The organism is Cohnella cellulosilytica (assembly GCF_042431195.1).
Classification (GTDB): domain Bacteria; phylum Bacillota; class Bacilli; order Paenibacillales; family Paenibacillaceae; genus Cohnella; species Cohnella cellulosilytica.
Genome location: NZ_JBHMDN010000012.1, coordinates 277,478 through 300,403, shown reverse-complemented (window position 1 = coordinate 300,403; position 22,926 = coordinate 277,478). Strand labels below are relative to the sequence as shown.

General features: G+C 60.3%; 25 protein-coding genes. 24 read left to right on the top strand and 1 reads right to left on the bottom strand.

Annotated elements, in window-relative coordinates; all coding sequences use genetic code 11:
• Nucleotides 1–111: 111 nt before the first annotated feature.
• From ACFFT4_RS09735 to ACFFT4_RS09700, 8 genes are all read left to right on the top strand, one after another.
• Nucleotides 112–1,338 (top strand): hypothetical protein, encoded by a 1,227-nt coding sequence (locus tag ACFFT4_RS09735; protein WP_378047151.1) that lies wholly within the window; start codon nucleotides 112–114, stop codon nucleotides 1,336–1,338.
• Between the two features lie 115 nt (nucleotides 1,339–1,453).
• Nucleotides 1,454–1,636 (top strand): IDEAL domain-containing protein, encoded by a 183-nt coding sequence (locus tag ACFFT4_RS09730; RefSeq protein ID WP_378047149.1) that lies wholly within the window; start codon nucleotides 1,454–1,456, stop codon nucleotides 1,634–1,636.
• 273 nt (nucleotides 1,637–1,909) lie between these two features.
• Complete coding sequence (locus ACFFT4_RS09725; RefSeq protein WP_378047147.1) at nucleotides 1,910–2,338, top strand: DUF2487 family protein; 429 nt, start codon at nucleotides 1,910–1,912, stop codon at nucleotides 2,336–2,338.
• A 268-nt stretch (nucleotides 2,339–2,606) separates the two neighbouring features.
• Nucleotides 2,607–3,140, top strand: a complete 534-nt coding sequence (locus tag ACFFT4_RS09720; protein ID WP_378047145.1) for a Rieske (2Fe-2S) protein — start codon at nucleotides 2,607–2,609, stop codon at nucleotides 3,138–3,140.
• A gap of 19 nt (nucleotides 3,141–3,159) precedes the next feature.
• On the top strand, nucleotides 3,160–3,831 hold the full coding sequence (qcrB, locus tag ACFFT4_RS09715; protein ID WP_144698250.1) for a menaquinol-cytochrome c reductase cytochrome b subunit: 672 nt from the start codon (nucleotides 3,160–3,162) through the stop codon (nucleotides 3,829–3,831).
• Between the two features lie 19 nt (nucleotides 3,832–3,850).
• Nucleotides 3,851–4,720 carry a c-type cytochrome gene (locus ACFFT4_RS09710; protein WP_378047143.1) on the top strand — a complete coding sequence of 290 codons (870 nt, stop codon included), beginning with the start codon at nucleotides 3,851–3,853 and terminating at the stop codon, nucleotides 4,718–4,720.
• Nucleotides 4,721–4,834: 114 nt separating this feature from the next.
• Nucleotides 4,835–5,497 (top strand): DUF1405 domain-containing protein, encoded by a 663-nt coding sequence (locus ACFFT4_RS09705; RefSeq protein WP_378047142.1) that lies wholly within the window; start codon nucleotides 4,835–4,837, stop codon nucleotides 5,495–5,497.
• Between the two features lie 44 nt (nucleotides 5,498–5,541).
• Nucleotides 5,542–6,519: a sporulation protein YpjB gene (locus ACFFT4_RS09700; RefSeq protein WP_378047140.1), complete on the top strand. Its 978-nt coding sequence runs from the start codon at nucleotides 5,542–5,544 to the stop codon at nucleotides 6,517–6,519.
• An 18-nt stretch (nucleotides 6,520–6,537) separates the two neighbouring features.
• Here ACFFT4_RS09700 and ACFFT4_RS09695 read toward each other — a convergent pair whose 3' ends face one another.
• Nucleotides 6,538–7,407 (bottom strand): YitT family protein, encoded by an 870-nt coding sequence (locus ACFFT4_RS09695; protein WP_378047139.1) that lies wholly within the window; start codon nucleotides 7,405–7,407, stop codon nucleotides 6,538–6,540.
• A gap of 85 nt (nucleotides 7,408–7,492) precedes the next feature.
• Here ACFFT4_RS09695 and ACFFT4_RS09690 point away from each other — a divergent pair, with 85 nt between their 5' ends.
• The 16 genes from ACFFT4_RS09690 to ACFFT4_RS09615 all read left to right on the top strand — a co-directional run bounded on the left by ACFFT4_RS09690 (nucleotide 7,493) and on the right by ACFFT4_RS09615 (nucleotide 22,811).
• Entirely contained in the window at nucleotides 7,493–7,861 is a 369-nt protein-coding gene (locus ACFFT4_RS09690; RefSeq protein WP_378047137.1) for a nucleotide pyrophosphohydrolase, read from the top strand.
• A 38-nt stretch (nucleotides 7,862–7,899) separates the two neighbouring features.
• On the top strand, nucleotides 7,900–8,457 hold the full coding sequence (locus ACFFT4_RS09685; protein WP_378047135.1) for a tetratricopeptide repeat protein: 558 nt from the start codon (nucleotides 7,900–7,902) through the stop codon (nucleotides 8,455–8,457).
• 5 nt (nucleotides 8,458–8,462) lie between these two features.
• Nucleotides 8,463–9,266: a 4-hydroxy-tetrahydrodipicolinate reductase gene (dapB, locus tag ACFFT4_RS09680; protein ID WP_378047133.1), complete on the top strand. Its 804-nt coding sequence runs from the start codon at nucleotides 8,463–8,465 to the stop codon at nucleotides 9,264–9,266.
• A 49-nt stretch (nucleotides 9,267–9,315) separates the two neighbouring features.
• Entirely contained in the window at nucleotides 9,316–9,738 is a 423-nt protein-coding gene (locus ACFFT4_RS09675) for a methylglyoxal synthase (protein WP_378047131.1), read from the top strand.
• A 6-nt stretch (nucleotides 9,739–9,744) separates the two neighbouring features.
• Complete coding sequence (gene bshB1, locus ACFFT4_RS09670; RefSeq protein WP_378047129.1) at nucleotides 9,745–10,461, top strand: bacillithiol biosynthesis deacetylase BshB1; 717 nt, start codon at nucleotides 9,745–9,747, stop codon at nucleotides 10,459–10,461.
• Between the two features lie 271 nt (nucleotides 10,462–10,732).
• Entirely contained in the window at nucleotides 10,733–11,896 is a 1,164-nt protein-coding gene (bshA, locus tag ACFFT4_RS09665) for an N-acetyl-alpha-D-glucosaminyl L-malate synthase BshA (protein WP_378047127.1), read from the top strand.
• A 28-nt stretch (nucleotides 11,897–11,924) separates the two neighbouring features.
• Nucleotides 11,925–13,253, top strand: a complete 1,329-nt coding sequence (locus tag ACFFT4_RS09660; protein ID WP_378047125.1) for a tRNA nucleotidyltransferase/poly(A) polymerase-related protein — start codon at nucleotides 11,925–11,927, stop codon at nucleotides 13,251–13,253.
• Nucleotides 13,250–14,227, top strand: a complete 978-nt coding sequence (locus ACFFT4_RS09655) for a biotin--[acetyl-CoA-carboxylase] ligase (protein WP_378047123.1) — start codon at nucleotides 13,250–13,252, stop codon at nucleotides 14,225–14,227. Before ACFFT4_RS09660 ends, ACFFT4_RS09655 begins: the two co-directional genes overlap by 4 nt.
• A 320-nt stretch (nucleotides 14,228–14,547) precedes the next feature.
• Nucleotides 14,548–15,420 (top strand): 3-methyl-2-oxobutanoate hydroxymethyltransferase, encoded by an 873-nt coding sequence (gene panB / locus ACFFT4_RS09650; protein ID WP_378047121.1) that lies wholly within the window; start codon nucleotides 14,548–14,550, stop codon nucleotides 15,418–15,420.
• A complete protein-coding gene (panC, locus tag ACFFT4_RS09645) occupies nucleotides 15,417–16,328 on the top strand; it encodes a pantoate--beta-alanine ligase (RefSeq protein WP_378047119.1) in 912 nt (303 codons plus the stop codon). The genes panB and panC overlap by 4 nt, the downstream gene beginning before the upstream one ends.
• Complete coding sequence (panD, locus tag ACFFT4_RS09640; RefSeq protein ID WP_378047117.1) at nucleotides 16,313–16,696, top strand: aspartate 1-decarboxylase; 384 nt, start codon at nucleotides 16,313–16,315, stop codon at nucleotides 16,694–16,696. Before panC ends, panD begins: the two co-directional genes overlap by 16 nt.
• 71 nt (nucleotides 16,697–16,767) lie before the next feature.
• Complete coding sequence (locus ACFFT4_RS09635; RefSeq protein WP_378047115.1) at nucleotides 16,768–17,406, top strand: hypothetical protein; 639 nt, start codon at nucleotides 16,768–16,770, stop codon at nucleotides 17,404–17,406.
• 17 nt (nucleotides 17,407–17,423) lie between these two features.
• Complete coding sequence (locus ACFFT4_RS09630) at nucleotides 17,424–20,333, top strand: ATP-dependent DNA helicase DinG, 3'-5' exoribonuclease type (protein WP_378047113.1); 2,910 nt, start codon at nucleotides 17,424–17,426, stop codon at nucleotides 20,331–20,333.
• Nucleotides 20,330–20,989 carry a redox-sensing transcriptional repressor Rex gene (locus ACFFT4_RS09625; RefSeq protein WP_378047112.1) on the top strand — a complete coding sequence of 220 codons (660 nt, stop codon included), beginning with the start codon at nucleotides 20,330–20,332 and terminating at the stop codon, nucleotides 20,987–20,989. The genes ACFFT4_RS09630 and ACFFT4_RS09625 overlap by 4 nt, the downstream gene beginning before the upstream one ends.
• Complete coding sequence (locus tag ACFFT4_RS09620) at nucleotides 20,986–22,290, top strand: amidohydrolase (RefSeq protein ID WP_378047111.1); 1,305 nt, start codon at nucleotides 20,986–20,988, stop codon at nucleotides 22,288–22,290. Before ACFFT4_RS09625 ends, ACFFT4_RS09620 begins: the two co-directional genes overlap by 4 nt.
• Nucleotides 22,287–22,811, top strand: a complete 525-nt coding sequence (locus tag ACFFT4_RS09615) for a cell wall elongation regulator TseB-like domain-containing protein (protein ID WP_378047109.1) — start codon at nucleotides 22,287–22,289, stop codon at nucleotides 22,809–22,811. The genes ACFFT4_RS09620 and ACFFT4_RS09615 overlap by 4 nt, the downstream gene beginning before the upstream one ends.
• Nucleotides 22,812–22,926: the final 115 nt, after the last annotated feature.

Sequence of the window (22,926 nt, the reverse complement as noted above, 5' to 3'; positions counted from 1 at the left end):
GCGCGTCCGTAAACGAATCGGAAGATGAATCCTGCTCGGCCGTCTCCACGTTTAAGACTTTGATTCCGCGACAATACTGAACAGTAAATCCTCCAGAAGGGGGAATGTCGAATGAATTTGGCCGACATGCTCTGTTACGCGGACATCGCCGAATTGAAAAAAATCGCCGATACGTACGAATGCTCCAGCGCAAGCCATTCCAAGAACGAACTGATTCAGACGATTCTGGCGACCGTTCAGCGAAGGGACGTCATCGAGTCGCGGATTCGGGAAATTTCCGGCAACGATATGCGATTCCTGAACTCTCTCGTATTCGAGAACAGGACCGCCTACAGTCTGGAAGAACTGAAAGCGAGGGCGCTGGACAAGTCGGGCCAGGCAGCGGCTTCCGCCGCCGCCGTTCCTGACGAGCCGGCGGTCCAGCGCAAGCCCCGTTCCCGCAAAGCCAAAAGCGAGGTCCAGAAGCCGCCGCCGGGGCCGGAGGAGATCGCGCGGATGTCCATCTCGAGATTCAAAAGCTTCGGCTGGCTGTTCAACGGCGTCTCGCAGCAGACCCGCACTTTGTTTCAGGTGCCGGAAGATATCCGCTCCCGACTGTGCGACGTTCTGGAGAGGCGATATAAGGAAAGCCTGGTCTATACGGACGAGCCGCTTGCTTATCGCGACGAACGGAGCCTGCTGGCCGAGGATGCGGAGCATTTTCTCCGATTCGTCAGAAGCAACGTCGTTCCGCTCACAACGGAAGGCGTCATGTACAAGCGGCAAATCGCTCAGGCGCTGGATCTGCTTGCGGTCGTCGAGCCGCCGCCGACAAGGGCGGGCTGGCGTTTCGGCTATGGCCGTCATTTTCGGGATTATCCCGATCGCTTCTCGCTGCTGTACGACTTCGTGTATTACGAAGGGCTGATCGCGGAGAACGACGGCAGCCTGACGCTTACGCCGACCGGTCTCGATGCGGCAAGCGGACTTGTCAAACCCGACCCGGCTAAAATCTATCGGTTCTGGATGCGGCTGTACAAAGGACCGATTCCGAATTTGACCTCCCTGGTGCAGTGGATCGCGAGGCTCTCCGCCGACTGGGTGACGATCGAATCGCTTCGCGAAGCGCTGCAGCCGCTTATTCGTTCCTATTATTACGATACGGAGGCGAATATTTTCGAGCAGCGGATTTTGCGAATGCTGATGCATCTGGGTGTGATCCGCTGGGGGGAAACGGCTCTCGGCCAACAGGTCGTCAGAGCGACGCCGCAAGGACTCGCGCTCGTCTCGGGACAGCCGCTTGCTTACGAGGATACGCTTCAATTGGAGGCGGGCGCGAACAAGCCTCGCGGCGGATAGGCAAAGGTACATTGATCGTCAGGGGAGGGCTATCGTCTTGAACGGGGTCGTCACCGCTGAATATGCTTTAGTGGGAGCCGATGCGCTCGCAGCCGAACAACCGGAGGTGCAACGAATGGACAACATGAAAGTCGCCTACGAGACGATGCTGGGATTGGCGGCAGAAATGGTCCTGGACGAAGCGCTGCGCAATTACCGGACGGAGAAAATATACAACGCAATCGATAACGCGCTCGCGCAAGGTGACGTAGAATCGTTTCGGCGCTTGACCGACGAATTGAAGGCTATCCAGGAATAGCCGGCCGATTCGCCGGCCGCGTCGAGGAACCGCAACAAAGTCGCGAAGACCCGGCCCTTGGCGGCCGGTTTTTTTGCGATCGGCCGGGAGTCCGTACGCCGGTCCGATCCATCCAAACCAGGGCGAATCGCCTCCCGCAAACCCACGTATTTCCGTCTCAAGATCGCCGATCCGGCTCGTTTCGGCCGACAACCGAAGAGGCGTCTTTCCTTGTCCGCCGTTTTGGAGTACGATGAATAGAAGAGCAACAAAGAGAGGAGCGAGCATGAGCGAATGAAATTCAGCGAGATCGACCCGCAGAGCTGGCCCGAGCTGCAGCCGTATTTGGATACGTGCCTGCTGCCGTTGTCCGGCTTGACCGGCGAGGAGTCGCCGTCGGAAGCGACGGAGAAGGTCGCCCGGACGGGAGACTGGCTGGCCCCGCTGGAGGAAGCTTTCCGCGGACGCACGGTCACGATGCCGGCCTATCATTACGGCGCGGACAGTCCCGAGCATATCCGGAAAGTCAACGAGCTGATCGCGTCCTGGAGGGCGGGCGGCTTTCGTTACGTCGTTCTGGTATGCGGACAGCCGCTGGAGCTGCCGGGAATCGACGCGGATCTATACGTGCGGCCCGCCGCGGCGCCGGACGAGCCGGACGAGCAGGCGATCGTCCAAGCGGTCGCGGGTTTGTGGCGCAGCCGGGCGAAGGCGGCGACCTGACGTCCCTCCGGAAAACGGCCGGCCAACGAATAGGCTGGCAGCATAGGGTAAACAATAGTCAGGCGCGAGCTGTTGAGGATTTGTGACAAAAGAGGAAATGTGACAAAATGAGAACATTTTAGTTGCGCAAGTCTCCGTTGCACGGGGAAACCCCCGCCCCTATTCTTGACGCTCCATAGCGCGTGGGCTATTATAGTTATGTCCTTGTGAACAAAATGTTAAAGTCCGTATCGGACGCGAGATTGGTGTGGCAAAGGGGGTAGAACGAATGGACCACAATGAGCAGCAAGAAACCGCGCACAAACCGGTCAAGCGCAAAGAGATGTCGAGACGCCAGTTTCTGTCCTACACGCTTGGCGGAGCAGGAGCCTTCATGGCGGGCGGAGCCGTACTACCGATGATCCGCTTTGCCGTAGATCCTATATTGCAGAAGAAAGAAAAAGGCGGATTCGTCAAAGTCATCGAGGAAAGCAAAGTGACGAGCGAGCCTACGGAAGTCAAGTTCAAGATTCACCAGGTAGACGGCTGGTACGAGAGCGATCCGAAGCTTGCGGCCTGGATTGCCAAGGACGACCAAGGCAACGTTTTCGCGCTGTCCCCCGTATGCAAGCACCTTGGCTGTATGGTAAGCTGGGGCGGCGAAGAAGCGCCTAACGAATACCACTGCCCGTGCCACGGCGCGCGCTACGACAAAGACGGCAAAAACCTGAAGGTTGCGCCGAAGCCGCTCGACGAATACGAAGTCAAAACGGAGAACGGCTGGGTATACCTCGGACCGATCGATCCGAATAGTCGCGTTTAGAAGGAGGGCGTTTCGTCCCATGTTCAAAAACATGTACAACTGGATTGACGAACGTCTCGATATTACGCCGATGTGGAGAGACATCGCCGACCATGAAGTGCCCGAGCACGTCAACCCGGCGCATCATTTCTCCGCTTTCGTTTATTGTTTCGGCGGATTGACGTTCTTCATCACCGTCATCCAGATCCTTTCGGGGATGTTCTTGACGATGTATTACGTCCCAGACATCATTAACGCGTATTACAGCGTTGATTACCTGCAGCATCAAGTCGCTTTCGGCGCGATCGTGCGGGGAATGCACCACTGGGGAGCAAGTCTCGTTATCGTTATGATGTTCCTACATACTCTTCGCGTTTTCTTTACGGGCTCGTACAAAGCGCCGCGCGAGATGAACTGGGTTGTCGGAATGTTGATTTTCTTCGTCATGTTGGGCCTCGGTTTTACGGGCTACCTGCTTCCGTGGGACAACAAAGCGTACTACGCGACGAAGGTAGGTCTGGAGATTGCCGGTTCTGTGCCTTTCTTGGGGGACTACATTAAGGAGCTTATGAACGGCGGAACGATCGTCGGCGCGCAGACGCTGACCCGTTTCTTCGCGATCCACGTGTTCTTCCTTCCTGGCGCGCTGCTCGCACTGCTTGCCGGACACTTCTTTATGATTCGAAAACAGGGCATTTCCGGGCCGCTGTAAGAGAGGGGAGTGACTAGCAATGGCACATAAACATGATCCAAACGAGAAGGTCGTATTCGTCGGAGATTCTCGGATTCGGAAACGGGATTATTCCAACGTAACGCCTCCGGACTATACGGCATTTCCGGGCAAATCCGAAGCCTTCATCCCGAACTTCCTGCTGAAAGAATGGATGGTCGGCGTTGTCGTGCTTGTCGGATTTCTGACTCTGGTTATCGCCCACCCGGCTCCGCTCGGTTACCCGGCGGACCCGCTGAACAGCGCGTTTATTCCGATGCCGGACTGGTACTTCCTGTTCCTGTATCAATTGTTGAAATATCCGTACGCCTCGGGTGATTACATCGTGCTCGGAATTCTCGGCTTGTCCGGCATTCCGTTCATCGCCCTGCTGCTTGCCCCGTTCCTCGATACGGGCAAGGAGCGCCGCTTCTATCGCCGTCCGATTGCGTCTTCCTTGATGCTCGTGGCGCTCGTAGCGGTCTCCTACCTGACTTGGGTTTCCTGGGATCACTACCAGCACGAGCTGGAAGCGAACGGACAAATTCCGGAGCATATCGAACGCGAGATTAAAGCGAAGGAATCGGTCGAGTCCGGCAAAGGCCGCTGGATTCCGGGCAAGGAGAACATCCCGGCCATGGTGGCCGCGGACGATCCGGCCTTCACCGAAGTGATGACGCAGGCGCAATGTATCGCGTGTCACGGCGCAGAGCTCGAAGGGGCCGGCACGACTCCGGCGCTTCGCGGCATCGGCGACGTGCTCAGCAAAGAAGAGCTCGTCGATATTATTACGAACGGCAAGGGCGACATGATGCCTTCGTTCGAAGGCCAACTGACCGGCGAACAGATCGACCAAGTGGCGACCTGGCTTGCCCAACAGAAAGCGGAGTAATCGTCTCGTGCTTCAAACCTGACCCTCAGCGGTCAGGTTTTTTTATAAACGGTTCCGCGCTTGAAGCCGCCGACGGCGCTTGGGCCGGCAGAACCCGGAAAGGACGTGCTCCCGATGGTTTGGGTGAGATGGCTGTTATCCCGGAACGTGCTGCTTCATCCGACGATTTTCTGGCTGACGATGATCATTTACGTGCCTGGCACGATTTACGGCTATTATTGGTATAAAGATCAGTTGTTACAAACCTGGAACGAGCATCCGCACTGGCAGCTTCCGTTCGTGCCGGACAGTCCGACCGCCTCCTTGTTTTTCGCGCTCGCCCTGCTGTGGCTGTGGGTGGCCCCGCGGCGATCGCCCCGCCCGTGGGTGAACGGAATTCGCGGCATCGTGGAGGCGCTGGGCGTCGTCACTTCGGTCAAATACGGCATATGGGCGACGGCGGTCATTGTCGCCGGATACGCCCAGGGCGACATTCTCTATTGGGATCACTGGATGCTGATGATTGGCCATACCGCAATGGCGATTATGGCGCTGCTGTACGCCAGGTTTTTCACCTTCGGAGGGATGGCGCTGCTCGCCGCCGCGGCGTGGACGTTCCTGAACGACACAGTCGACTACACGTTTGGCGTGTACCCGTATTTGCCGTCCCAGTTGAACGACGACGTGCCATATGTCGCGGCGTTTACGTTCGCGTTGACGGCGCTCAGCGTGCTGGCCGCCGCGATCGCAAAGTTCGTCTTGGCCAAGCGCTCGCCTTCGGAGGACAAGTCGTTCTAATCTCGGACATTCCTTCATATCCATTGGGGTAGGAGGGGATGTCCGTGTTTTTAATTCGAGCGGTTTTGCGGCGAATGAGAATAGAGGCACTGCTGAGAGCTTGCCTGGGGGCCGCCGTCGCCTGCGGCCTGCTGGCGGCCGCTTCGGGCGCGGCCGCGGCGAGCGCGCCGTCCGGCGAGCCGTCGCCGGCGTCCTCCGTCTCCGGACAAGCCTACGAGAAGTTTCTGGCGACGGCGGAGCGGCTCTACGAAGCGGTCAACGGCGGTCAGTTGGAAGCGGCCGTGCAGCGGCTGGGGGAGCTCGAGCGGCAGCTGCGCAGCCTGCCGATGAAGACGATCGCGACGGCGGAGGGCATTCGCGCGCTGGCCGGCGACGTAGCGGAGATGAAGCGAACCGTCGCCGCGCTGTCCCCGGACGAAGCCAAATGGAAAAAGGGAGCAGCTTCTTTGCGGCTGGCCGCCGATGCGCTGGCGCACCCGGACAAGCCGATCTGGCATCGCTACCGCACGGTGCTGCAGGAGGATATCAACAAGCTGGCGGCCGCCGTGGAGAGCGGAACGGCCAAGCAGGGGGGACCTCCCGCCCCGGCCGTTCGCGCCGCGTTCGAGCCGCTGGCGGAGCATTACGGGCTTATCCGTACGGCGGCGCTGCTGCGCGCCGAGCCCTGGAAGATCGAGCGGATCGATTCCGCGCTCCGGTACGCAAGCCGCATCTACGAAGCGCAAGCCCCGAAGCCGGAGCTCGTTCGGGGGACGCTGGAGCCGATCCGCGAGGCGCTGCGGGAGCTGTTCCCGGAAGGCGGCGGAGCGTCTGAGACGCTCGTGCCTCCGCTTGGAGCCGTGCCGCCGTCCTGGGGCTGGTCGGCGATGATGGGCACGTTCATCGTAACGATCCTGACGTGGGTAGGCTGGAAGAGATACAAGCTCGACGACGCGTTCGGCGGCAGCGGAGACGCTTATCGGCGGGACGACCGGGAGGATGCCGCCGAGCGGCTGCTCGGAAGGTGGCGCAAAAAGAAATAATAGACGCCGTTCAGAAACTCATTCGTCCCGAAAGCCTTCGCCCAGCACGTCGTGCACATCGCTAATGACGATAAAAGCCCTCCGGTCATGCTGACGGACGAGGCTTTTTAATTTGCCGATTTCGAAGCGTCCGACGACGCAATAGACGATCTGCTTGTTTTCCCCGGAGAACGCTCCGACCGCGGGCATCAGCGTAACGCCCCGATCCAGCGCCAGCGTAATGCGGCGGGCAAGCCGCTCCGGTTCGGCGCACACAATCGTGAACGCTTTGGCGGCGTAGGCGCCTTCCTGAATGAAATCGATCACCTTGGAGGCGATGAACACGCTGACGATCGTGTACAGCACCTTTTCCTTGGGAATGAACAGGAGGGAGATGCCGAGAACGACGACGTCCATCGACAAAATGATTTGTCCCATGCTCCAGCCGCGCATCCGGTGCACGATTCTGGCGATAATGTCGACGCCTCCGGTTGTGCCCCCGGCGCGAAAGACGAGGCCGAGCCCTATGCCCAGCGTCACCCCGGCGTACAGGACGACGAGGATGAAATCGTGCTCGGACCGGAACGGCACCAGCCAGCCGCCTTCGACCAGTCTCTCCATAATCCATAGAAACGCGGACAGCAGCACCGTTCCGGCGAACGTATACAGCATGGCGCCTTTGCCGAGCTGCCGCCATCCGAGGGCGAACAGGGGCAGGTTGATCGCCAGCGACGAGATCGACACGGGCCAGCCGAGCGCGTAGTTGAGCAGCACGGCCACCCCCGTCACGCCGCCCTCCATCAGCAGATTGGGCAGGATGAAGTATTGCAGGCCGAACGCGTACAGCGCCGTTCCCGCAAGGAGCAGCCCCCAGGTGCGCAGCGCCTGCCAGAAATCGAATCGGTTCATTCGACGTTTCCTCCAAAATTGCATTTGTTTTCGAATTCGTCTTACGATAACATAAGGGAGAAACCCTCATGAAAGGAAATCGGAGATGGGAGAATCCCGGATTGTCGATGTACGACTGCAGCAGCGCACCTTGGCGGACATGCAGCGCGAGGTGGACGCTTATATTTCGCAATTCAAGGAGGGCTATTTTTCTCCTCTGGCGATGTTGGCCCGAATGACGGAGGAAGTCGGCGAGCTGGCGCGGGAAGTGAACCACCAGTTCGGCGAGAAGCCGAAAAAACGGGACGAGGCCGACAATTCCATCGAACTGGAGCTGGGCGACATTTTGTTTCTCGTCATCTGCTTCGCGAACGCGCTCGGAATCGATATGACGGAGGCGCATCGCAAGGTGATGGAGAAGTTCAATACGCGGGACGCCGATCGCTGGACGAAGAAGAACACGGATAACGCCTGATTCTCATATGCTGTACTATCCTCGAAAGCGGAAGGAGGATGGTCGGCATAAACGGGGAAACGTGCATCCGCAGCGCTTACGACGCCATCTTTCAAGGCGATTTCGAGGCGGCGGTTCAATGGTTCGGGCAGGCGATCGAGCTGGAGCCGGACAACGCCGAATACTATTTTCGCGGCTCGATCACGTGCGCGAGAAGCGGCAAGCACGCGCAGGCCATGGACTATGCGAAGAAGGCGGCGGACCTCGATCCGGAGGAGCCGTCGTATCGGCTGCACTTGCGAATGCTGCAGGCGAGAGAGCGCTTCGCGGAGGCGAGGTGGCTGCTGTCGCAACCCGAGCCGGACGTCGGCCGCAGCGTCGTGCTTCTGCGCGAGGCCGTGCAGCTCGATCCGTTATCGGCGCAGGCGAAGCTGCTGCTGGGAATCGCTTATCGCGCCCAACGCCAGTACGATCTGGCTTTGGACAGCTTGCGGGACGCTTTGCAGCTCGATCCGAGCCTCGGAGAAGCCCGAAAATGGCTCGGCGAGATTCGCGCCGAAAGGCGTCGGCTTCTTAAACAACAATATTCCCATTATCACTCGAAAAGGAACAGGTGATTCTTATGTCGCGGAAAATAACCGTAGCTGTGGCGGGAGCAGGAGGCCGAATGGGCCGCGAAGTCGTCAAAATGGTGCTCGAGGACCCGGAGCTGGAGCTTGTCGCCGCGATAGGCAGGTCGGAAGGCCCCGTTGACGCCGGAACGCTTGTCGGGAAGCCCGACACCGGCGTCGTCGTGTCCCCGGCGCTTGCGGACGCTCTGGCCGCCAGCCGTCCCGACGTGCTCGTGGACTTCACCAACCCGAAATCCGCGATGCCCAACACCGAGACGGCGCTGGCGCACGGAGTTCGTCCGGTCGTCGGCACGACGGGCTTTACGCCGGAGCAGATCGTCGAATTGGACAAGCAGTGCCGGGAACAGGGCATCGGCGGACTGATCGCGCCGAACTTCTCGATCGGGGCGATTCTGATGATGAAATTTTCGGCCATGGCCGCGAAATATTTTCCCCATGTGGAAATTATTGAAACCCACGGCGACCAGAAGCTGGACGCTCCCTCGGGCACGTCGATCAAGACGGCCGAGTGGATTTCCGAAGCGCGGCAGGAGCTGCGTCAGGGCAATCCGCACGAAGAGGAAGTGATCGAGGGAGCCAGAGGCGGCTATTACAACGGATTTCGCATACATAGCGTCAGATTGCCGGGCGTATTCGCGCAGCAGGAGGTCGTGTTCGGCGCGTTCGGCCAAACGCTGAAAATCCGCCATGATTCTTACGACCGCGCAGGCTACATGCCCGGCGTCAATACGGCGATCAAGAAAGTTATGCAGACGACCGGAATGGTGTACGGGTTCGAGCACTTTTTGGATTAACGATAGCCATCCGAAGCGATTCCCCCTCAGGAGAGGAGAATAAACGTCAATGATCGACATCGCATTGATTGCCCATGACCGCAAAAAAGAGGAAATGGTCAATTTCGCCATTGCTTACGAACAGGTGCTCAAGCACCATAGACTGTACGCGACGGGAACGACGGGAACCCGAATTATGGAGAACACGTCCCTGAGCGTGCACCGTTTCATGTCCGGACCGCTCGGCGGAGACCAGCAGATCGGAGCGCTCGTCGCCGAGAACAAGATGGATCTGATTTTATTTTTCCGCGATCCGCTGATGGCGCAGCCTCATGAGCCCGATATTATCGCGCTGCTGCGGCTCTGCGACGTGCAGGGCATCCCGCTGGCAACGAACGTCGCGACGGGCGAGCTGCTGATCAAGGCGCTCGAACGGGGCGATTTCGCCTGGCGCGAGCTCGTGCACAAATATAAACCGGGACTGGAAGGGTAACCGCGCATGGGCTACGAACATTCCCGTTCCACGACATTGGACATGCTCGTCTTCGCCGCGCATCCGGACGACGCGGAGATCGGCATGGGAGGAACGATCGCCAAGCACGCGAGGGCGGGACGGAAGATCGGCATCGTCGATCTGACGTACGCCGAGATGTCCTCCAACGGCAACGTGGAGACGCGCCAGCGCGAGGCGGAGAAGGCCGGCGCGACGCTGGGCCTTGCCGCAAGGGAGAACCTGGGCTTGCCCGATCGCGGGCTGGCCTCTCTTCCCGAGCAGATCTCCGCGATGGTCGCCGTTATTCGCCGATACCGGCCGCGAATCGTGTTCGCGCCGTATTTTATCGACCGCCATCCCGACCATATCGCTTGCAGCCGCATGGCGGAAGAGGCGGTGTTTAACGCCAAGCTGAGAAAATACGCGCCGGAGCTGCCGGCCTGGACGGTCGAGCAGCTTTATTTTTACTTCATCAACGACGCTCACGCGCCGCAGCTGCTGATCGACATCGGCGAGGTCCAGGACGTCAAGATGGAGGCGCTGCGCGCTTACCGTTCCCAATTCGCGCCGGACGGCAGCGAAGCGGATTGGGTCGAGACGCCGCTTACGGGCGCGTATCTCGACAATATCGTGGCGCGGGACCGGCTGCTCGGACAGACGCGGCGGCTGCAATACGCGGAGGGCTTTATTGCCAAAGGGCCGATCGCGCTGGAAAGATTCTAAGGGCGAAGATTAGGGCGTGTATGCCTACTCCGAGGACAGCAGATATTGCCGAATTTTCGTTCCATGCAAGGAACTTTTGTGAAGGCGTACCGGAGGTACGTCAAGCAAAAGTGACGAAGCAGGGGGCGAAAAGGCGGTGAAAGATGCACCTGAGCGGGTTGGCCTACACGCCCCAGGGAATACATTAAAAAGATGACGACCGACAGCTCCGGATTCCCCCGAATCCGCTGCCGGCCGACTGGTGCTTGTACTGGGAGGCATAAGGATCGAGATGAATCGTCCACTTAAAATCGGAATTACTTGCTACCCTTCTCTCGGAGGCTCGGGAGTCGTGGCGACGGAGCTGGGAAAGCTGCTCGCCGAGAAGGGTCACGAAATTCATTTTATTACGCATAGCATGCCGTTTCGGCTCGGCCAATTTCACCGCAATATTTTTTACCATGAAGTCGAAGTTTCGGATTATTATGTTTTCCGTTATCCGCCGTACGATCTGTCGCTCGCCAGCAAGATGAATCAGGTCGCCAGATTGCAAAAGCTCGACCTGCTTCACGTCCATTACGCGGTGCCCCACGCGATCTGCGCCATTCTGGCGAAGCAGATGGCCGGGGACCAATTGAAGGTCGTCACGACGCTGCACGGAACGGACATCACCGTGCTGGCCCAGGACGAGACGCTCAAGGACATTATCCGGCTCGGCATTCGCCAGAGCGACGCGGTTACCGCGGTCAGCCGGGATTTGATCCGGGAGACGCGCGAACTGCTCGACATTCGCGAGCCGATCGACCTCACCTACAATTTCGTAGACAAAAGAGTTTATTATCCGCGCGAATGCAACGATTTGCGCCGGGATTACGCCGAGCCGCACGAGAAGGTGCTGATGCATATCTCCAACTTCCGTCCGGTGAAGCGCACGTCCGACGTCGTCGACATTTTCGCCAAGGTGAACGCCGCGACGCCCGCCAAGCTCGTGCTGGTCGGGGAAGGACCGGATTTGCCGCGCATCCAGACGAAAATCCAGGCGATGGGACTGACGCATCGCGTTCATTTTCTGGGCAAGCAGGACGATGTGGCGCAGGTTATCTCCATCGCCGATCTGATGCTGCTGCCGTCGGAGAAGGAGAGCTTCGGCCTCGTCGCGCTGGAGGCGATGGCCTGCGGCGTGCCGACGATCGGCTCGCTGGCCGGAGGCATTCCGGAGCTCGTGGAGCACGGCCGCACCGGGTTCCTGTCCCCGATCGGGGATACGGACGCGATGGCGGCGAACGCGCTGAAGCTGCTGACGAACGAGAAGCTGTATGCGGATTTCAGGGAAGCCTGTCTGCAGAGGGCGCATCACGTATTTTGCAACGAGCTGATTACGGCGCAATACGAGGAGATTTATTACCGGGTGCTCGGCATGCCGCTCGAGGTCCCGGTTCCCGCTTGCAAAGTCTAAGCGGCTTGGAAGGAAGAAGAGAAACGAAATGCAGAGGAACGACAGGGACGACCGGCTGTGGGAGGAAGGCCTGGCCATCGTTCGCAGGCTGGAGGACGCCGGCCATCGCGCCTATCTGGTCGGCGGCTGCGTCAGGGACAGATGGCTGGGGCGACCGCTGAACGATATCGATATCGCGACCTCGGCCAAGCCGGAGGCGGTTATGGCGCTGTTCGCCAGGACGCTGCCGACCGGTCTTAAGCACGGCACGGTAACGGTTATGGAAGACGGATGTCCCTTCGAGGTGACGACGTTCCGTCAAGAGGCGGGCTATTCGGACGGCCGGAGGCCCGACGAGGTGGCGTTCGTGCTGGACGTGAACGAGGATCTGGCACGCCGCGATTTTACGTTTAACGCGATGGCGTTCGCCTCCGGCGGCGAGCTGATCGATCCCTTCGGCGGCCAGGACGCGCTTCGGGCCGGCGTCGTCGATTGCGTAGGGGACGCCGCGGAGCGCTTCGGGGAAGACGCGCTTCGCATGCTGAGGGCGATTCGGTTCGCGGCCGAGCTCGGCTTCGAGATTTTGTCGGACGTCTGGGACGGCATTATTCGGCAGCGGGGCCGCTTGAAGCAGGTGGCGCTCGAGCGGATCGGCGCCGAGTGGGACAAAATGATGGCGGGCAGCGGACCGGAGCAGGCGATGCACTACCTGTTCAAGAGCGGGCTGCTCGCCTGCGTGAAGGAGCCGCTGCCGGAGACGTTCGCGCAGGCGGCCGAACGGTATCGGCTGAACGGCTCGCCTCGCGAATGGAATGTCTGGGGGGCTTCTTCCGCCGACGAGAGCTCGCTCGGCAATCTGCTGAGCCTGCCCGCGCTGCCGGAGACGGACCTGCGGTGGGCCGCGCTGCTGGCCGGGATGAAGGTCGGCGCGGCGGACGCCGAGGCGCTGCTGCGGACGCTGCGGCTCGGCGGGCAGAGAGTCGGCCGGATCGCCGCGGCTGTCGGACTCTTCGCGAGGCTGGACGGCCGCGGAGAGGACGAGCTTAAACCGGCGTGGATCGAAGCGGCGCTGGATTACGGAAGAGCGGCTGCCGAAGACGCGCTGGCCATTCGCGAGGCGTGCGGAGAGCCGTGGGAAGAGATGCGGGCGTGGCTTGAAGCGATGCCGGTCGCTTCCGTGGGCGAGCTTGACGTGAAGGGAGACGAGCTGTCGGGGTATTTGCGGCAGCCTCCCGGCCCGTGGATTGCCGAGACGCTTCGCCGGCTGCTGGCGGAGGCGGCTTCGGGTCGTCTTCCCAACGAGAAGTTTGCCCTCCTGGCGGCCGCCAAGGAGAGCAACGCGGCGCAGAGAGAGTCGAGGCGGGAGGAACGCAGATGAGCAAGACGAGTTTACTTGGCTTGTTGGAGGAGCGCGAAGGAGAGTACGTCTCCGGCGAAGAAATCAGCCGGCTGCTGGGCGTGAGCCGCACGGCCGTCTGGAAGCAGGTTCGCAAGCTGGAAGCGGAAGGCTACCGCATCGAAGCGGTGCCCCGCCTCGGTTACCGTCTAACCGGCAAACCGTCGCGCCTGACGCTTCAGGAGCTGCTGCCCAAGCTGCGCACAAGCTCGTTCGGACGGCGCCTGACGCTGCTCGACGTCGTCGATTCGACGCAGAACGAGCTGCGCTTGCTGGCCGAGCGGGGAGCCGAGGAAGGCACGCTTGTCATCGCCGAGCAGCAGACGAGCGGCCGCGGCCGCATGGGCCGCAGCTGGGTGTCTCCCGCCGGCAAGGGCATCTGGATGAGCCTGCTGCTCAGGCCGCCGGTGCCGCTGCCGCTGACGCCGCAGCTGACACTGCTGGCGGCCGTCGCTTTAAGCCGGGCGATCTCGCAGCAGCTTCCGGCGCTGGAGATCGGGATCAAATGGCCGAACGATCTGCTCGTCGACGGCAAAAAAATCAGCGGCATTTTGCTGGAATCCGCGGCCGAGGACGAGCGGCTGAATTATATTATCGTGGGCATGGGCATTTCCGCCAATCTCGAAGCGGAGGATTATTCGGAAGAGCTGCTGAGCAAGGCGATCTCTCTGAAAATGGCGTCCGGCCAGACGGTTGACCGCAGCGCCCTGATCGCCGCCGTGCTCGAGCAGTTCGAACAGCTCTACAAGCTCTATCTGGAGCAGGGTTTCGCGCCGATCCGCACGCTGTGGGAAGCGCGCTCCGTGACGCTGGGCAAGCGGACGGAGCTGTACACGCCGCAAGGAACGGTCGTGGGCGTTCCGCTCGGGCTCGACGATATGGGCGGCCTTCGCATCGAGCTGCCGGACGGCTCCGCGCGGACGATCTATTCGGCCGAGGTCGGCGCCTCCGGCTGACCGGCCGGACCGCAGCCGATTGGCGAAATGTGGGAGAACGATCATAGACGAAATACACGAATTCTGTTATAATCGCTATGCGAGGTGGTATCGCCTGAAAGGCGAACCGCACTTGCGAATATCGGAAGAACGAAACGGATCGAAAGCAGCAACGGCAACTCCATACCGTCACAGATTCGCGGCGGATTCTGCTCTGAGCCGAAAGGACCGAGACAGAAGGACGTGAAGGACGTTCTATGTTGAATGGGAACCCTTTTTTGCTCATGGGCAAAATGGGTTTTTTTGTTGCTGTCATCCCGACTTCCTAGGAGGAACTTCCCATGAAACAAGCGTTGACCGTTCCGCGTCTGAAAACGATGAAAAACCAAGGAAAGCCGATTGCCATGGTGACCGCTTACGATCATCCTTCCGCGATGCTGTCGGAGGAAGCGGGAGTGGACCTGATTCTTGTCGGCGACTCGCTGGGCAATGTCGTGTTGGGCTACGAAACGACGGTTCCCGTTACGCTTGAAGACATGATCTATCATACTCGCTCCGTCGTCAGAGGAGCGCCCGGCACGATGATCGTGACGGATATGCCGTTCGCGACCTACCGGCTCGGGCCGGAGGCGACGCTGCGCAACGCCGCGAGACTGATGCAGGAGGGCGGCGCGCACGCGGTCAAGCTCGAAGGGGGCGCTGAGCTGGCCGCCGAAATTCGCGTGCTGACGTCCGCCGGCATTCCGGTGCTCGGCCACCTGGGCTTAACCCCGCAATCGGTTCACCAGATCGGCGGCTACAAGGTGCAGGGCAAGAGCAGCGAAGAGGCGGAGAAGCTGCTGCAGGATGCCAGAGCGCTGGAGCAGGCGGGAGCGTTCGGCATCGTGCTGGAGCTCGTGCCCGAAGAGCTGGCCGCGGCCGTGACGCGCTCGATCGGCATTCCGACGATCGGCATCGGCGCCGGACGCGGATGCGACGGGCAGGTGCTCGTCTATCACGACCTGATCCGGTACGGCTCGGGCATTCGCGACAAGAAAATGGTAAAAAGCTACGCGAACGTCGGCGATACGATCCGCGAAGCGATCGCGCAATACGTAGATGAAGTGAAAACGAAAGCCTTCCCGGAAGAGAAGCACGCTTTTACCTTGCAGCAGGCGGCCGATCCCGCCCAGGGCGGGACAGCCAAGCTGTACGGAGGAGGAGAGCGCAAATGAAGCCGACGATCCTTCGTACCGTTGCCGAGCTGAGGCGGGAAATCGCGGCCTTCCGGCGTTCGCGCCCGCCCGAAGCGGCTTCCGTCGGCTTCGTTCCGACGATGGGCTACTTGCACGAAGGCCATGCCAGCCTGCTGCGCCGCTCGGCGCGGGAGAACGGCTTGACCGTGCTCAGCATTTTCGTTAATCCGATCCAATTCGGTCCGAACGAGGATTTGGACAAATATCCCCGCGACGAAGAGAGAGACGTCGCCCTGGCGGCTTCCTGCGGCGTCGATCTCGTTTTCGCGCCGACCGTGCGGGAGATGTACCCGCAGCGCCGCGTCACGACGGTGACCGTCTCCGAAGTGACGGAAGGGCTGTGCGGCGCCAGCCGTCCCGGCCATTTCGACGGCGTGGCTACGGTCGTGGCCAAGCTGCTGAACATCGTGCAGCCGGATCGCGCGTACTTCGGGCTGAAGGACGCCCAGCAGGCAGCCATAGTCGCCAGAATGGCCCAGGACTTGAATATGCCGACCGAAATCGTGCCCTGCCCGACCGTAAGGGAGCCGGACGGATTGGCGCTGAGCTCCAGAAACGTATACTTAAGCGCGGAAGAGAGGGAGCAGGCGCTGTCGCTGTCGCGCTCGCTTGCCCAAGTTCCGGCATGGATCGCGGAAGGCGTCTCCGCATCGGAGCTGTCCGAGCGGCTGCGGCGGGAGATCGGACGTTCTCCGCTGGCCCAGATCGAGTATGCCGAAGCGCTGACGTACCCCGACCTGCTGCCCCCGGACGGCGGAGCGCCTCTGCGAGGCGTCGAAGGCCAGCTGCTGGTCGCGCTCGCCGTCCGGTTTGGCAGCACCCGCCTGATCGACAATCGGCTGTTAAATCCCAAGGAAGCAGGTGTTGAAGCATGTTCCGCCAAATGATGAAAGCGAAAATCCATCGCGCGACGGTGACCGAAGCCAATTTAAATTATGTAGGGAGCGTAACCATCGACCAGGATTTGATGGAGCTTGTGGACATCCTGCCCGACGAGAAGGTGCAGATCGTCAACAACAACAACGGAGCCAGGTTTGAAACTTACGTTATTCCGGGTCCTCGCGGCTCGGGCGTCATCTGCCTGAACGGGGCCGCGGCCAGGCTCGTGCAGCCGGGCGACCAGGTCATCATCATCAATTACGGACTGTTCTCGGACGAGGAGGCGCGCCGCCACCATCCGCGGGTCGCCATTATGGACGAACGCAACCGCGTTGTTAAATTGTTGGCGGAGGAGCCGCATTCGACCGTTTTGTAACGCGTATGAAACACCCCCTCGGAACACAGAATGAGCATACAGTATCGCTTTGCGACCAAGGGGGAACGAACATGATCCAGCAATGGTTCGAGACGATGAACGACGTGCTCGACGATCTTATTTTACGTTATCCGCAAGCCTCCGCCGAAGAAAAAATCGCTTGCCGGCAACAATGGGACATGCTCAAATCGCTAAGTGATGATATTATTGAGTTATGGCTTCAGTTCGAGGACAAAATGGGCGGCTTCCGCGATCTTCAGCAGCAGCCCGATCTCGTCGTTCAGGAACCGCAGCGGCTGCTCGATTCGTTCGTCAAGGGCCAGGGCTACTTCAAGCTGCAGATGTTCAAGCAGGCCTCCGATCAGTTGGAGCAGACGATTGCCGCCTATCCGGATTTTCTGTGCGCACGGTTGTTCCTGGCGATGTCGCTTATGCATTTGACCCGTTGGAACGAAGCGCAGCGGCACTTCCAGTTGATCGCGGCGATGACCGAGGAGAAGCGGCTGCAGGCGATCGCCTTTAACGCGCTGGGCTGCATTCAGGCCATCTATGCCCATCTGGACAAAGCTCGAACTTATTTCCATAAAGCGCTGGAAGCCGATCCCGGCTTTGCCGATCCGCGGCTTAATCTCCAGTCGGTCAGTCAAGGCAATACCCAAATTCAATTGCAGTTCGGCAGCGCGGAGCTGCAGTCGCTCGTGCAGGCGTGACGGAAAGGAAGTCTGGAATGAAATTTGCCGTGCTCGATTTCGAAACGACGGGCATGTCGTCCGATAAAGATGAAATTATCCAAGCGGGACTCGCCGTCGTGGACGAGGCGGGTACCGTTTGTTCTACGTATGCAAGCTTCGTTCGGCCTTCCAAACCGATCCCCCAGGAGATTACCCGCCTTACCGGTATCGCCGATAAGGACGTCGCGGAAGCGCCGGAGCTGGAGGATATGCTGAGCGAGATCGTCCCCCTGCTTCAGGACGCCGTGCTCGTCGGACATAATGTGGGCTTCGATGCCCATTTCCTGCAGGCCGCTCTGGATCGGGGCGGCTATTTGCCTTTCGCCGGGCGGATGCTCGACACCGTCGATCTGGCCCGCATCGTTTTCCCGACGCAGCCCTCGTACGCTCTGACCTCGTTGACCCAGGCGCTGGACATTGTCCACGAACGGCCGCATCAGGCCGACAGCGACGCGGTCGCCACGGCGCAGCTGTTCCTGCTCTGCCGCGACAAGCTGAGAACGCTGCCGATGTTTACGCTTCAGCGTCTGCATGCGATGTTCGATTCCGACCGGTACGATCTCGGTTGGCTGATCGCCGACGCGGTCGCCTGGAGGGAGACGCAGCCGCCTCTGCCGGAAGACGGAATCCATCATTTCCGCCAGTTCGCGATGAACGTCGGGGATTGGAGCGACGAGGCGAACGTTTCCGGCGAAGAGGAATCTCCGTCCTCCGCCGATTGGCCCGACATGGATTTCGAGCGTTATTTGGAAACGGTGCGCAGCGGCTTGCAGACGATATTCCCCGGCTACGAGTCCCGCGAGGGCCAGGACATTATGTTCCGCGAAGTGCGCGAGGCGCTGCAGGACGATTCCCATCTGCTCGTGGAAGCGGGAACGGGCACCGGCAAGTCGCTCGGTTATTTGCTTCCCGCTCTCTATTATGGGCGGAAAGAAGAGAAAAAAATCGTCGTCAGCACGCATACGATCCAGCTTCAGGAGCAGCTGCGCGAACGGGATCTGCCGCTGCTTCAGCAGGTGCTTCCGATGTCTTTCAAGGCGTCGGTATTCAAAGGCAGAAGCAACTATTTATGCCTGCGCAAGTTCGAGAGCCGGCAGCAGATTCCCGAGCACGCGCTCGGCAAGGAGGAGGCCGTCTCCCGGGCGGGCATGACCGTATGGCTCGGCGAGACGACCCGCGGCGAATCGGAGGAACTGAACGTCGGGGGCCGGGGCCGCGAGGAATGGGCGGCCGTCGCCAGCGACGCGGCCTCCTGCCTGAACCGGGCGTGCCCCTGGTTCAGAAGATGCTTCTACCATCGGGCGCGCAACGAAGCGGGCAAAGCGGATTTGATCATTACGAACCATGCCCTGCTGTTCACCGACATGAGAGCCGAGCATCGTCTGCTGCCGGCCTACGATCGGCTGATCGTTGACGAGGCGCACCATTTGGAGGAAGTGGCCAGCAGTCACCTCGGCCAGAAGACGTCCTATTCCTCTCTGATGATTCCGCTTCAGCGGCTGTGGAAGGACGCTCGCACGGGATTGCTTCCGCAGCTGATCGGCTCCGTTGGGGAGATGCCTTCCGATTACGCCGGAGCGTGGACGGAGAAGCTCGAACTGCTTCTGCCCAAGGCACCGGAAATTCGCGACGCCTGGGAACGCTGGATGGAGGCGCTGTTCGCGATGCTTGCCGCCAACGCACCGGCCGACGAAACCGGGAGCTTCACGCTGCGAATCAAGCCAACCGATCTTCCTGCGCAATGGGAGGCGCTCAGCGTGGACGGCAACAACGTCATCCAGCTGCTGTCGGACCTGATTCGCCCCCTGGAGAAGCTGACGGTCGAAATCCGCGAGGAAACGGACGAGTTGACCGTGCAGGGCCTGTTGACCGACCTCGGAGGCGTATTGAAGGACCTGTCCAACATTCGCGCCGATACGCAGTCGTTCGTGACGCTGGGGCGGCCCGAGTTCGTCTATTGGGCGGAGGGGCACTCTCAGTACCGCAACCGTTCCGTCAGCGTCTACGGGGCGCCTGCGGACGTCAGCGGGCTGCTTAAGGAAGGCATGTTCGACAAGAAGGCGAGCGTCGTCATGACCTCGGCGACTCTGACGATCGACAAGTCGTTCAAATACGTGACCGAGCAGCTCGGCCTGGGAGACGCGGAGCAGCGCGGCCGCCTCAAGACGGCGATGCTGCCGTCCCCGTTCCGCTATCGCGAGCAGGCGCTCGTGCTGATTCCGCGGGATTTTCCGGGGATCAAGGGCAGGGACGGCGAAGCGGCGTTCGTCGAGGCGCTGATCGGTTCGCTGCGGGACGCCGCGATAACGGTAGGCGGCAGAATGCTCGTCCTGTTTACCTCCTACCGCATGCTGAGGCACGTTCACGGCCCGCTCAAGGACAGTCTTGAGCCGGTCGGAATTCAGGTGCTCGGCCAAGGGGTGGACGACGGCAGCAGAAGCCGGCTGACCCAGCAATTCATGAAACGGCCGGCTTCGGTGCTGCTCGGGACAAGCAGCTTCTGGGAAGGCATCGATCTGCCCGGAGACGCGCTGACCTGCCTGGCGATCGTCCGGTTGCCGTTCCAGCCTCCCAACCATCCGGTGGCCGAGGCGAAGTCCGAGAAGCTTCAGGCCGAGAAGCAGAACCCGTTCATGAAGCTGTCGCTGCCGCAGGCGGTCATCAAATTCAAGCAGGGCTTCGGCCGTCTCGTCAGAACGGCCAACGACAAGGGTATCGTTATTCTGTACGATACGAGAGTCATCGACACGAATTACGGAAAATATTTTCTATACTCGCTGCCGGGACCGAAAATGGAACATCTGCCGCTGGCGGGCATGACGTCGAGAATCAAATCGTGGTTGAATCCGGAAGCCGACGGCGACAATAACGCGGCCGCCGCGCAAGAGAGAGGGGACATGCGATGAAGCCGATCAAAATATCCGAAGCCGTCGTCAGAAGGCTGCCGATTTATTTGCGCTACTTAAACGAACTTAGTCTCAGCGGTATTCAAACCGTATCTTCGCAGGATCTCGGAGAGAAGCTGGACCTGAACCCGGCGCAGATCCGCAAGGATCTCGCTTACTTCGGCGAATTCGGCCGCAAAGGGGTCGGCTACAACGTCGATTACCTGATCGAGAAAATCCGCCAGATTTTGAAGCTGGACAAGACGATGAACGTCGCTCTGGTCGGAACGGGCAACCTGGGACGTGCGCTGTGCAACTACAACATGTATATCAAGGACAATATGAAGATCGTCGCCGTGTTCGACGCGGACGTAAGCAAGTCCGGAACCTCGATCAATCATCTGAAGGTCCAGCCGATGCAGGAGCTGTCGGAGACGGTGCGCAAGCTCGATATTGCCGTGGGGATCATTACGGTGCCCGCCGGCGAGGCGCAGAACGTCGCCGACCGGTTCGTCGCGGCAGGCATCCGCGGGCTGCTCAATTTTGCGCCCGTCGTATTGAAGGCGGCTCCGGGTGTGCGCATCCATAACGCCGATTTTACCGCCGAGCTGCTCAGCTTGGCCTATTACATGGATCACCAAAACGAGGAAGAGCCGGAAAGGGACGTGGAGCAATGACGCGGCTGTTGATCAAGCAGGGCACGTTTGTAACCATAGATGAGAATTTGCCGGAGTTTCAAGGCTGGCTGGCTGTAGAAAATGGAAAAATCGCCGCGATGGGCGAAGGGGAAGCGCCGCAGGAGGAGACGGCCCGGGCGACCGAGACGGTGGACGGGAAAGGGCTATTGTTCATGCCCGGCCTTGTCAATACGCACGGCCATGCGGCGATGACGCTGCTGCGCGGAATGGCCGACGATCTGGTGCTGCAGGATTGGCTGCAAAACCATATGTGGCCGACCGAGGCGAAGTTTACCGGAGACGACGTCTACTGGGGCTCGGCGCTGGCTGCCGTCGAAATGATCAAGAGCGGAACGACGACCTTCGTCGACATGTACGATCATTCGCGGCGAGTCGCCGAGATGACGGAAGCCTCCGGGCTAAGAGCGAGTCTGGCCAGGGGCGTCATCGGCCTGTGCTCGGAGGAGGAGCAGAAAGCGAAGCTGGAGGACGCGATTCGCTTCGCGCGGGAATGGCACGGCCAGGCGGACGACCGGATTCGCGTGATGATTTCGCCGCACGCTCCGTACACCTGTCCCCCCGACTTTATTTTGAAGTTTGTGGAAGCGGCGCGCGAGCTGAATGTGCCGCTGCATACGCATATGTCCGAGACGCTTGCCGAGGTCGAGCAGAACGTGCGCGATTACGGCTGCCGTCCGGTCGAGCATCTGGACCGTCTCGGCGTGTTCGGCGGACCGGCGCTGGTCGCTCATGCGGTTCATCTGAACGACGAGGAAATCGCTTTGCTGGCCGAGCGGAAAGTGGCCGTATCCCATAATCCGATCAGCAACCTGAAGCTGGCGAGCGGCGTAGCCCGCGTGCCCGATTTGCTTAAGGCGGGCGTCACGGTGTCGCTCGGAACGGACGGCGCGGCGAGCAACAACAACCTCGACCTATTCCAGGAGATGACGACCGCGGCGCTGCTGCACAAGGGCGTAAGCGGCGATCCGACCGCCGTTCCGGCGACAGAGGCGCTTCGGATGGCCACGCTGTACGGAGCTCGCTCGATCGGGCTGGAGGGCGTTGTCGGGCAATTAAAAGTCGGCTTCAAAGCGGATCTCATCGCCGTTAATATCGCGCAGGCGCACTTCGTGCCGCGTACGGATTACGTATCCCATCTCGTCTATTCGGCCAGAGGCTCCGATGTCGTTCACGTATGGGTGGACGGCAAACAACTGCTGCGCGACGGCCGGCCGACGACGCTGGACGAGGAGAAAATCATGGCCGAGGCGGAAAGCCGCTACCGGAGGCTGCGGGCATGAACAGGGGCCGGAGCGAAGGGAAGCGGGTGCTTCCCTCCCTTACTCCCGGCAGGTGGCTTGTCATTGTCGCCGGATTCGTCGTGTTCGTCGCCGTCTCGTTCGTGCTCTTCATCAGCTCGGCCGATTCCGAATATCGCAAGGCCGAGAACCAGGCGATTCGGGTCGCGAAGGAGCAGGGCGAGCTGGTCAAGGTGCTTGACTCGGACCGCCACACGTGGCAGGAAACGGTGTGGATCGTGACGGGCGAAGATGCGGGCGGCGAGCAGTGGACCGTGTTCGAGCTGGAGAACGAGGTCGTGCGGAAAAAAGCCAGCGAGAACCTGAACGAGCGGCAGATGCTGGACAAGTTCGCCGCGGCTCATACCGGAAAGCCGATCCGGATTATGCCCGCCTGGTTTAACGGTCAGCCCGCCTGGGAAATCCGCTATTGGAACGAAAGCAGCGAGGACCGCCAATCGCTCGATTTCTATTCGTTCGAGGACGGCTCGCTGATCCGAACTTATGTATTATCTATTCAGTAACGGACGACTCTCCAGTCGGAAAAAAGCACGTACTAAACAATTTATCGATGGAATGATACAGGCCGCATCTATCTCCTTATGTTGCAGGCTCTCCCCGCATAGTGGGCCCGCATAG